Annotated in this window: 6 protein-coding genes; 3 read left to right on the forward strand and 3 right to left on the reverse strand. The window is 73.4% G+C overall.

What is annotated here, in order from left to right:
• Positions 1 to 50 precede the first annotated feature (50 nt).
• The 3 genes from PV721_RS35970 (at position 51) to PV721_RS35980 (ending at position 2620) form a co-directional block, all read left to right on the forward strand.
• Positions 51 to 527, forward strand: coding sequence for a hypothetical protein (locus PV721_RS35970; RefSeq protein ID WP_319731887.1), 477 nt, complete (start codon positions 51 to 53; stop codon positions 525 to 527).
• A gap of 198 nt (positions 528 to 725) precedes the next feature.
• Positions 726 to 1334 carry a hypothetical protein gene (locus PV721_RS35975; protein ID WP_319731888.1) on the forward strand — a complete coding sequence of 203 codons (609 nt, stop codon included), beginning with the start codon at positions 726 to 728 and terminating at the stop codon, positions 1332 to 1334.
• Positions 1335 to 1627: 293 nt separating this feature from the next.
• Positions 1628 to 2620, forward strand: coding sequence for a serine/threonine-protein kinase (locus PV721_RS35980; protein WP_319731889.1), 993 nt, complete (start codon positions 1628 to 1630; stop codon positions 2618 to 2620).
• A 71-nt stretch (positions 2621 to 2691) separates the two neighbouring features.
• Here the strand turns inward: PV721_RS35980 and PV721_RS35985 are convergent, their stop codons facing one another.
• The 3 genes from PV721_RS35985 to PV721_RS35995 form a co-directional block, all read right to left on the reverse strand.
• Positions 2692 to 5142, reverse strand: a complete 2451-nt coding sequence (locus tag PV721_RS35985) for a SpoIIE family protein phosphatase (protein ID WP_319731891.1) — start codon at positions 5140 to 5142, stop codon at positions 2692 to 2694.
• 130 nt (positions 5143 to 5272) lie between these two features.
• On the reverse strand, positions 5273 to 5947 hold the full coding sequence (locus PV721_RS35990; RefSeq protein WP_319731893.1) for a 4'-phosphopantetheinyl transferase family protein: 675 nt from the start codon (positions 5945 to 5947) through the stop codon (positions 5273 to 5275).
• Between the two features lie 10 nt (positions 5948 to 5957).
• Entirely contained in the window at positions 5958 to 10751 is a 4794-nt protein-coding gene (locus tag PV721_RS35995) for an aminotransferase class I/II-fold pyridoxal phosphate-dependent enzyme (protein WP_319731895.1), read from the reverse strand.
• Between the last annotated feature and the right edge of the window lie 84 nt (positions 10752 to 10835).

The following is a 10835-nucleotide window of genomic DNA, read 5'->3' on the forward strand; positions in this document are numbered from 1 at the left end:
CCCACCCCCCATCCCCTCCAACCTCTCGTATGACGGAAACGGAGAACCCCATGTTCACGTGCACCTGGCAGCGTCCGCTCATCCTGGCGGCGGCCTCTCTGGCCCTCGTCACCGGCACGGCCTGCGCCGCGCAAGCGTCGGAGTTCAAGGCCCCGGCGGGCACCAGCTCCTCGGTCGTGGCCGAGCAGCCCACGCACTGCGCCCTGGGTGGCCGTGGCGGCGAAGGTGGCAAGGGCGGGGCGGGCGGCAGGGGCGGCAAGCCCGGCGAGCCGGGTGAGCCCGGCAAGCCCGGCGGAGTCGGTTGCTTCCGGTTCGACGACCTGCCCGACAAGTCCAAGTCCGACCTGTCGATGGTCGACAAGGTCCACATCGTGATGATCCTGCTGGTCGACGACTCGGACGAGATGAAGGAAAAGATCGCCAAGAAGTACGACATGTCGGAGGAGCAGCTCGACGACCTGAAGGAGGCCTACATCGAGGGCAACTGGTTCGCCCTGATGGCAGACGGCTTCTCCTCCTCCACCTGAGGCATCTGGGGCAAGTGAGGAACGAGGGCGGGGAGGCGGGGACGGAAGACGGCTCAAGGACGAGTCCCCCTCGGGGCGCTCCGGCCCGATGCGGCCGGGGCGCCCCGAGTGTTTGCGCCGGAGGGATCGTCCACGGCGCGGACTTCGACAAACCGAACCGCGTAGCGGAAATCAATTTCTAGGCAAAGGGAGAATCTCATGCGCGTGCGATCTTGGAAGTTCCGTCTCGGTCTGCTCGTCTCTTCGACCCTGATCGGTGCCGGTGCCATGGCACCGGTCGCCACGGCGGCGCCGGCCCTGCCGAGCCACACGGTCGAGGCGCCCGCCGGACAGCAGCAGGTCCCCGCTCCCGGCGGCGGTGACAACCAGACGGGCGGGAACCGCTTCGGCCGCAACGGAGCGATCGGCAAGTACGGCGACCAGCTCCTCGGCAAGGTCAAGCTCGACAAGGACAGCGTCCGCGTCGGTGACAAGGTCTGCGCGGGCAAGTGCAACGGCTCGGTCAACGGCACCGAGGGCGGCAACGGCGGCATCTGCGCCGGACTGTGCAACGGCAGCGCCAACGGCGGCACCGGCGCGACGGGCCGGCCGGGCGGCGGCACCGGCGGGACGGGCGGCAACGGCGGGGTCTGCGCCGGGGTGTGCCACGGCAGTGTCAACGGCGGCGACGGCGGCACCGGCGGGGCGGCGTCCCCCGGCGGCGACGGTGGTGAGGGCGGCCTCGGCGGCGACGGCGGCATCTGCGTCGGCGTCGGCTGCGGGACCAGCGGGTTCGGCGGCCGCGGCGGCAACGGCGGCATGGGCTGACCCCCGCCCCGGCGCCACGCCACGGGTCCCCGGCACACCACGTGCCGGGGACCCGTTCCGTCTCGAAGGGGCAGTCGTATGGATCACTGGATAGACTTCAGGTATGGAAGAGCGGCCCGGCGCGTGACTTCGCGCCCGAGCCGACACCGTCGCGCCGAGCGCGACCCGTTCAGCCATGTCGTCCCTCGGGCGACGCTCCATCGAGACGGGGTCGGCATGATCGGCACCTTCGCCCACGGGCATCGCGTCGGCGCCGCGCCGTCGCCCGGCCGGCCGGGTGAGGCGGGCGTCTGATGGCCTCGGCACCCGACCTGAGCGTGTACACGGGCCGGCCCTCCGGCCTGATCGGCAAGCAGATCGCGAGCTACCGGGTGGAGCGCCTGATCGGCCGCGGCGGCATGGCCGTCGTCTACTCCGCGAAGGACCTGCGCCTGGACCGTACGGTCGCGCTCAAGCTGATCGCCCCCGAGCGCGCCCGCGACGACACCTTCCGGCGCCGCTTCACGCACGAATCGCGGGTGGCTGCGAAGATCGACCACCCGCACATCGTGCCGATCTTCGAAGCCGGTGAGACCGACGGCGTCCTCTACATCGCCATGCGGTACGTCTCCGGGCTCGACCTGCGGGCGCTGCTGGACCGGGACGGCCCGCTGCCCGTCGCGACGGCCCTGCGCATCGCCTCCCAGGTGGCGTCCGCCCTCGACGCGGCACACGAGCACGACCTGGTGCACCGGGACGTCAAGCCCGGCAACATCCTGGTCGCCGCGGGCACCGACAGCGACCACCCCGAGCACATCTACCTCACGGACTTCGGACTGACGAAGAAGTCGCTGTCGCTGAGCGGGTTCACCACGGCGGGGGAGTTCGTGGGCACCCTCGACTACATGGCACCGGAACAGATCACCGGGCGGCCGGTCGACGGCAGGTGCGACCTCTACAGCCTCGCCTGTGTCGTCTACGAAACCCTTGCCGGCGGGCCCCCCTTCGTGCGCGACGAGGACGTGGCGCTGCTGTGGGCGCACCAGTACGACCAGCCGGCTCCGTTGTCGGAGAGGCGGCCCGGGATCGCGCCCGCCGCCGACGAGGTCATGGCCAAGGCCCTGGCGAAGGTGCCGGAGGACCGCTACGACTCCTGCCTGGAATTCGTGGGAGCGCTGCGCGCCGCCACCGGAAACGGCATCAGGCGCGAGGACGGTGCGACGTCCCGGGTGGACCCCCAGGAGCCGCCGCCGGAGCCTCCGATCTGGGCCAGGCCCGTCTTCCACGCCCCGACCGGCGGACTGTAGGGCACCGCGGTCCGCACGGCGGCCAGGGTACTGCGATCCGCATGCCGGCCGGGTGTGAGGGAGCCGGGTCCTCAGAACCCGGCGAGCGACTGCTCGGCCCAGATGGTCTTGCCGAGCGCGGAGTGCCGGGTGCCCCAGCGCTCGGCGAGCTGGGCGACCAGCAGCAGCCCCCGCCCTCCCTCGTCGAAGGTCCGGGCACGTCGCATGTGCGGGGCGGTGCTGCTCGCGTCCGAGACCTCGCAGAGCAGGGTGCTGTCGTCGTGGATCAGCCGCAGCTCGATGGGCGGCGCGCCGTAGCGGATCGCATTGGTCACCAGTTCGCTGACCACGAGCTCGGTCACGAACGCGGCCTCGTCGAGCCCCCAGGCCGTCAGCTGCTCGGTGGTGTACCGGCGGGCCTGGGCGACGACGGACGGGTCGGAGGGAAGCTCCCAGACGACGACCTTGTCGGCGTGCAGGGCCCGGGTCCGCGCGATGAGCAGGGCGACGTCGTCGTCGGGACGGTGGGTCAGCAGAGCCGCCAGGACGCGGTCGCAGACCGTGTCCAGACTGGAGGCCGGGCGTACGAGGGCCGCGAACATGCTGTCCAGGGACTCGTCGATGTCCCGCTCGCGGGGTTGCAGCAGGCCGTCGGTGTACAGGGCGAGGAGGCTGCCCTCGGGAATCTCGGTCTCGATGGTCTCGAAGGGCAGGCCCCCCAGGCCCAGCGGCGGTCCGGCCGGGACGTCGAGGAGGTAGACGGAGCCCTCCGGGCTGACCACGGCGGGCGGGGGGTGGCCGGCCCGGGCGACGGTGCAGCGGCGGGTGACCGGGTCGTAGACCACGTACAGGCAGGTGGTGCCGATGCCGCCGGCGGCCTCCCCGGCGGCTCCCTGGTCGCCCTCGTCGGCGGACAGGTGGATGATCAGGTCGTCGAGGTGGGTGAGCAGCTCGTCGGGCGGCAGGTCCACGTCGGCCAGCGTGCGCACCGCGGTGCGCAGCCGGCCCATGGTGGCGGAGGCACGGATGCCGTGGCCCACGACGTCGCCCACCACGAGGGCCACCCGCGCGCCGGACAGCGGGATCACGTCGAACCAGTCACCGCCCACGCCGGCATCGGTACCGGCGGGCAGGTAGCGGGAGGCGATCTCGAGCGCCGGGTGATCGGGCAGCGAATGCGGGAGCAGGCTGCGCTGCAGCGTCATGGTGGTGGTGTGCTCGCGGCTGGTCCGGCGCGCGTTGTGGATGCTGACGGCCGCCCTGGACGTGAGCTCCTCGGCCAGCCACAGGTCCTCCGGGTGGAAGGCATCCTGACGCTGGTGACGGGTGAAGACGGCCAGGCCGAGCGTGGTACCTCCGGCACGCAGCGGCACCATCATCAGCGAGTGGGTCCCGGAGTGGCTGATCCAGGCGGCCCCGGGGTCCTGGGCCACCCATCGGGCGACGGCCGGGTCCGAGGTCGCGTACACGGCGCCGCGGCCCGCGGCCAGGCACTCCACGGGAGGTGACAGCGCCGGATAGACGGCTGTCCCGCCGACCGGGACCTGGGACTCCAGGCTTCCTTCGAGCAGCGAGCGCACAGCGGTGTGGGACACGGTGACCGGCCCCGCTGACGGCCGGGAGGAGCGCTCGTCGGCGCGCGGGGGAGGCTCCAGCAGGTCGACGACCGCGAAGTCGGCGATCCGGGGTACGGCGGCGTCGGCGAGCTCCTCCGCGGTGCGGGCGCTGTCCGTGCTGGTGCCGATGTCGGCGGTGTCGACGTCCGACAGGAGCAGTTGCGGCCGCTCACCGTCGCTCGCGGTCTTCTCGTGCGCGGCCAGGCACACGGCCCGCACCCGGCCGTCCGCGTCCCGTAGCGGGGCCAGCGAGGCGGCCAGGCCGTGATCCGCCCGCGCACCCGTGGGGCGGACGAAGGCGTCGACGTGCTGGGTCTCCCCCGTCTCCACCGCCAGGCGCATCCTGCGCTCGGTCTCGTCGCTCACGGGATCCGGCGCGATCTCGGGCAGCCGCAGCCCGCGCATCTCGGTCTCCGTGAGGGACAGCGTGCGCTCCATGCCGGCGTTCGCCCGCACCAGCCGCAGGTCCCCGTCGAAGACCGCCAGGAAACAGGGGGACTGGGCGAACGTCCACTCCCTCAGTGAGTCGCCCCAGGGCGTACGGGGCTCGCCCGCCACGGCGGACACCACGAACCACTTGGTGTTCCCGCCGGTGGACGTCCAGCGGTGCGCGAGCAGTCTCAGTTCCATCCGCCGGCCGTCCCGGTGCCGCAGTGCCACGGTGCCGCTCCACCGGTCCTGCCCGGACGGGATCCGCCCCGCGCTCTCGTCGACGTCCTCGTCGTCCTGGGCACCGTCGGCGAGCAGGCGGGCGGCGGGCTGTCCCACGATCTCGGCGGGCGCGTAGCCGAGCAGCCGGTGGGCGTCCTCGCTCCACTCGGTCACGATGCCCTGCTCGCTGAGGGTGGCCGTGGCCGTGTAGGTCGATCCGCCGGAGGTGTTCGTCTCCTCCGGCCGCTCACCAGGAGAGGTGGGAAGTTGCTCCATCGCCGCTCATCTCGCCCTCGCTAGTTCCCTCGCCGTGCTTCCACGGCAACCTGCACGGCCAGGGGCTCCACTGACAAGCATCATCCGGCAGGGCAAGGAGCACCAACGCAGTGCTGCCACGGGGGTGCGCTCAGCCCGCCGGACCCGGGAAGTGCGCGAGGACGAGGGCGAGGACCGCGCCCCCCGCCCGCCACACCGTCGCGCGGCGCCGTCCGGCGAGGACGGGCGGCCGGAGGCCGAGGATCTCGACGAGGCGCGGGGCGGCGCCGAAGATGCTGCTCCGGTCGGCCTTGACCGCGGCTTCCTTGAGCGCCCAGGCGCCGGCCAGGGCGTCGGGCCGCCCCGTACCGATGAGGGAGAGCTCCCCGGGGGAGAAGACGCGGTCCGCGACCCGGCGTACCGCGGCGGCCGAGACGGTCTCGCACAGGTCCACTCCGACCGCTTCCGGTGCGAGGGCCGCGGCGACGCGGCGGGCGGTGTGGCTGATGGAGACGTGCACGTCCGCCACCGGGCTGCCGCCGACGAGGACGTACGGGCTGCCGTCGTCCCGGGGGAGGACCTCCACCTCGTGCGCCGGCACGGAGAGGGCCTCCCCGGCCAGGCGCTTGGCGAGCAGACGGCCGGCCCTCCACTCGGCCTGCCGCCGGGCCGGCAGCCCGTGGACCACCCGCTGCTCGGCCGGCGACAGGAACGGGGCCTGCTGGAGGTCGGTGAACCGGGCCACGACGAGGCGGGCTCCGCCCCACCGGTGGATGCGGCCCGGCGCGATCGGCTGGAAGGCGGTGCCCACGGCGGTGGTGTACATGGCCGCGGGGTCAGGCCGCGCGGGCCGGGGCCGGGGCCGTGGCCGTGGCCAGGTGCCGCAGCTCGCGCTCCAGGGCGCTCACCGCATGACGGATCTGTTCGGGCGTGTGCTCGCAGGTGAGGAAGAAGCGCAGCCGGGCCAGTTCCTCCGGCACGGCCGGATAGAGGATGGGGTTGACGCTGATTCCCTGCTGGAAGAGGGCCTCCGCGAGTCGCAGGGTCTTCAGCGAGTCCCCGACGATGCACGGGACGATCGGCGTGTCGTGGCTGTCCCCGGTGTCGATGCCCGCATCGCGGGCGAGGCGGACGAACAACGCGGCGTTCTCCGCCAGCCGGCCCACGCGCTGCGGCTCGGCGCGCAGCAGGCGCAGGGCGGCCAGGGAGGCGGCGGTGTCCGCCGGGGTCATGCCGGCGCTGAAGACGAAGCCGGGAACGGTGTAGCGCAGGTACTCGACGACCGAGCGCTTTCCGGCGACGTAGCCGCCACAACCGGCCAGGGCCTTGGACAGCGTGCCCGACCACAGTTCGACGGCCGAGCGGTCGATGTCGAAGTACTCGCCTATGCCGCGTCCCGTCGCACCGATCGTCCCGATGCTGTGCGCCTCGTCGATCATCAGCAGCGCGCCGTGCCGGCGCTTGACCTCGACGAGGGCGGGCAGGTCGGCGATGTCGCCGTCCATGCTGTAGACGCCCTCGATGACGACGAGGACCCGCCGGTACTGGTGGCGGACCTGCGTGAGGATGGCGTCCAGGGCGGCCGCGTCGTTGTGGGGGAAGGGCCGCCGGGTCGCGCCGGAGAGCTTGCATCCCTGCAGGATGCTGTCGTGGGCGAGGGAATCGTGGATGACGAGGTCGCCGGGCCCGACGAGGTGACCGATCACGGTGACGTTGGTGGCGTGCCCGTTGGCCAGGGTCACCGCGGCCTCGCACGAGAGCCGGCCGGCGAGTTCCGCCTCGAGCTCCAGGTGGAGGGGACGGCTGCCGGACAGCAGCCGGCTGGCGGACACCGACGTGCCGCAGCGCTCGATCGCGTCCCGGGCCGCCTCGTTGACCTGGGGGTGCGTGGCCATGCCCAGGTAGTTGTAGCTGGAGAAGGAGAGGAGTTCCCGGCCGTCGACGACGGTCGTGTCCGTCATGCCGCGCTCGTGGACGAGGAAGTACGGATTGGGGACCCCCACCCCGTCGAGCGCGGCGATCCGCTCGCCGTGGGCGGTCACCTCCGGGAAGCACTCGATCCGCGTGTGCTCCTCGGGCAGCGGGGCGGTGGGCAGGTCGGCCGGCGGCGTCGGCGGGTCCTCCTCGCCGTGGCCGGCCCGCTGTACGGGGAAGGCCGCGGGTACGGCGCCCGGTGCGGCCTCGGGCGCGGCCTCGGCAGCTGCGTGCGGCACGGCGGCCGACCCAGCGTCCGCGCCGCAGGCGTTCGCGATCATCGCGGCGATCCTGCCGACGGTCGGCCGCTCGGCGGCGCTCTCGTCGCCCGTCCACTGCGGCCACTGCCGGGTGAGGGCGGTGAAGAGGTCGGTCAGCATCAGCGAGTCGAAGCCGAGCTCGTCGATCAGCAGGTGGTCGACGCGCAGGTGACTCACCGGGAACGCGCTGATCCGGGCCACGTGCGCGAGCACGCCCGCGGTGATCTCGTGGATCTCCCCGGCCGTCGACGCCTCCTCGTCGGCCGGCGCGCGAGGAGCGGGCGGGTCGGCAGGGGCTGCGGGCACCGGCGCGGCTTCCACGGGTTCGGTGATCTCCGCGGCCGGGTTCCGCGCGGGAAGGGCCTCGGTGAGGGCCATCAGCGCCACCTGCTGCCTGACCAGCAGGAGCAGTTCACCCATCGGGTCACTCGTCGGGTCGTTCGCAGCGGGCCCCGTCGGGGCGTCCAGCGGGGCGTCGGTCGGGGCGTGCATCGAGGTCTCCTCGGGCGATACGGGCTCGGGTGATACCGGCTCGGGTGATACCGGCTCGGGTGATACCGGCTCGGGCGGGACGGCGGTGGCGCGTGCGTCCCTCTTCTTGGCGGGGCGCCCGCCGGGAACCCAGTAGGACTGGGTGTCGAGCTTCGCCACCGGCAGGTCCAGCAGGCGGCGGTCCTCGTCGGGGACCAGGGCCCGCGGGTCGACCGGGACGCCGAGGACCGCGAGCCGGGCGAGGGCCCGGACGAAGCCGCGCCCGCCGTCCGGCGCCACCTCACCGGCGGCCACGACGTGCACGTCGCCGTGGCCGGTGAGGTTGCGGCGGACCGAGGCGAGGAGCGAACTGCCGCCCGTCACCTGGAGGAAGACGCGGGCCCCCTGGTCGTAGGCGGTGCAGACGGCGTCGCCGAAGTGGACCGGAGCCGACGCGTGACGGGCCCACAGCTCGCGCAGCTCGTCGGGATCGGTGCAGACCTCCGCGCTCACCGACGAGACGAACGGCAGGACGGGCCCGGCGATGCGGAGGGCGTCGAGGTCCGCGCGCACGGTCTCCTCGGCGGAGGCCAGCCGCGGCGAGTGGAAGGCGTTGGACACGTCGAGCGCCACCGTGACCACCCCGGCCTCGGCGCAGGCCTGCCGCACCGCGGCGAGCCCGTGCGGCGTACCGCTGACCACGACCTGCCGCGGCTGGTTGAAGCAGGCGAGCCACACGTCGTCGATGCCGGTCATCAGCCTGCGGCAGGTCTCCTTGTCGGTCTGGACGGCGAGCATCCCGCCCCCGAGGCCGGTCTCGGCCTGACGGAGTGCCGCGCCCCGGTGGACCAGGAGCCGGACGGTGTCCTCGTCGGTGAGCGCACCGGCCGCCGCGGCGGCGGCGAACTCCCCGACGCTGTGGCCGAGGGTGAGGTCGGGCGCGATGCCGCAGTGGGCGAGGAGCCGGGTCGCGGCGATCTGCACGGTCCCGAGCAGCGGCTGGCACACATCGGTGCCGGTCAGCCGCTGACCGAGCTCCTCGGGGTCGCCGTGGGCGGCCGAGTCCTCGCCGTACAGCAGGTCGGCGAGGTCGAAGCCGGCGTCCCGGCGGGCCACGGCGCTGAGGACGTTGACGTCCGTGCGGAAGCCCGTGAACCGTTCGTAGAGGTCCTGCATCATGCCCGGCCGCTGGCTGCCCTGACCGGGGAAGAGGAAGGCGATGCGGCGCTCCGCCTCCGGCAGGGGAGCGTCGGCGGCGAAGGCGCCGTCGCCGAGGTCGCCCCGGGCGCCTTCGGCCAGCTGCCCGCGGGCCCGGCGCAGCCGCCGGGTGAACTCCTCCGTGTCGGCCGCCACGATCGCGAGCCGCGTCGTCAGGGGCTCGCGCGCACCCAGGGTGTGGGCCAGCGCCGCGATCGGCACGGGGGCAGCCCCGTCCAGCATGTCCAGTACCTCGTCGATGTGCTGTTCCAGCAGCTCGGGGCTGCCGGCCGAGAGGAGCAGCAGCTGCGGCCGGGGGCCTTCGGCGCGTACCGGGAAGGTGCCGTGGGCGGGGGCGGGCCGTTCCTCGAGCACCACGTGCACGTTCGTGCCGCCGAAACCGAAGGAGCTGACGGCGGCGCGCCGCGGGGCGTCGCCCACGCTCGGCCAGGGCCGTGCGGTGTCGGCGAAGCGCAGGCCCGCGGCGGAGATGCCCAGGTCGGGATGGGGGTCGGTCTCCGGCTGCGGCACGATCGTGCGGTGGTGGACGATCAGGGCCGTCTTGATCAGACCCGCGATGCCCGCCGCGGACAGGGAGTGCCCGATGAGGGCCTTGCCCGAGCCGAGGTAGCACAGTGAGGGGTCGTCGTCGGGATACTCGGTGCGCAGCCGGCGCAGGGCCTCCACCTCGGCACGGTCGCCGGCGGCGGTGCCGGTGCCGTGGGCCTCGATGAAGCTCACGGAGGACGGGGCGGCCCCCGCGTCGTCGTAGGCCCGGCGCATGGCGCGGAGCTGGCCTTCGGCGGTGGGGACCAGCGGTCCGGGGGACGCTCCGTCGTTGGCGGAGCCGATGCCCTTGATCACCGCGTAGACGCGGTCGCCGTCGGCGAGCGCGTCGGCGAGCGGGCGTATGACGACGGCGCCGGCGCCCTCGCCGAGGACGAAGCCGTCGGCCTGCTCGTCGAAGGGACGGCACACCCCGCGGGCGGACAGCGCGCGGAGCCGGGAGAAGCCCACCAGGCTGTCCGGGGTGAGGTTGAGGTACACGCCGCCGACGACGGCGATCCGGCAGGTGCCCTGGCGCAGCTGGGCGACGGCCTGGTCGAGGGCGACCAGCGAGCCGGAGCAGGCGGCGTCGACGGCGAAGCTGGGCCCGCCGAGGTCGAACTGCCGGCTGACGGTGCCGGCCGCCATGTTGAGCAGGCTGCCGGGGAGGGTGAAGGAGTGGATGGTGCCGAGCTCGGCCGCCTGCTCCCTGACGGCGTCGAGGCCGCCGGGGCGGTCTGCCGCCCCTGACCCCTCGGCCAGGGAGATGGCCCGCAGGGGGGCCGCCATCAGGTCCTTGTAGTCGGACACCGAGATTCCGAGGAAGACCCCGGTGTTCTCCCGGTCGAAGTCGCCGCGGCCCATGCCCGCGTCGTCGAGGGCCTCGCGGGCGATGTCGAGCATCAGCCGGTGCTGCGGGTCCATGGTCCGGGCCCGCGCGGGCGGCACCCCGTAGTGCAGGGCGTCGAAGCGGTCCACGTCGTCCAGGAACGCGACCTGGTCGGTGTACGCGGCGTTGGGGGCCGAGCGGTCGCCGGGCCGGTGGAAGGTCTCGTGGTTCCAGCGTTCTGCCGGCACGGCGGAGAACTGGCGTTCCCCGCTCATCAGGAGCTTCCAGTAGGCGCGGATGTCGGGGGCGCCGGGGAAGCGGCAGCCGAGTCCGGTGATGGCGATGTCGGTCATGACGGGTCTTCCTTGTCGTGATCGCCCGGCCGGGGCCGGGCGATCACGACAAGGAAGACCCGTCATGACCGACATCGCCATCAC

Source organism: Streptomyces sp. MB09-01 (assembly GCF_033794505.1).
Lineage (GTDB): Bacteria > Actinomycetota > Actinomycetes > Streptomycetales > Streptomycetaceae > Streptomyces.

Excerpts from the sequence above, each read along its gene's own strand:
- PV721_RS35970 (WP_319731887.1), top strand. The coding sequence starts at position 51 with ATGTTCACGTGCACCTGGCAGCGTCCGCTCATCCTGGCGGCGGCCTCT.
- PV721_RS35975 (WP_319731888.1), top strand. The coding sequence starts at position 726 with ATGCGCGTGCGATCTTGGAAGTTCCGTCTCGGTCTGCTCGTCTCTTCG.
- PV721_RS35980 (WP_319731889.1), top strand. The coding sequence starts at position 1,628 with ATGGCCTCGGCACCCGACCTGAGCGTGTACACGGGCCGGCCCTCCGGC.
- PV721_RS35985 (WP_319731891.1), bottom strand. The coding sequence starts at position 5,142 with ATGGAGCAACTTCCCACCTCTCCTGGTGAGCGGCCGGAGGAGACGAAC.
- PV721_RS35990 (WP_319731893.1), bottom strand. The coding sequence starts at position 5,947 with ATGTACACCACCGCCGTGGGCACCGCCTTCCAGCCGATCGCGCCGGGC.
- PV721_RS35995 (WP_319731895.1), bottom strand. The coding sequence starts at position 10,751 with ATGACCGACATCGCCATCACCGGACTCGGCTGCCGCTTCCCCGGCGCC.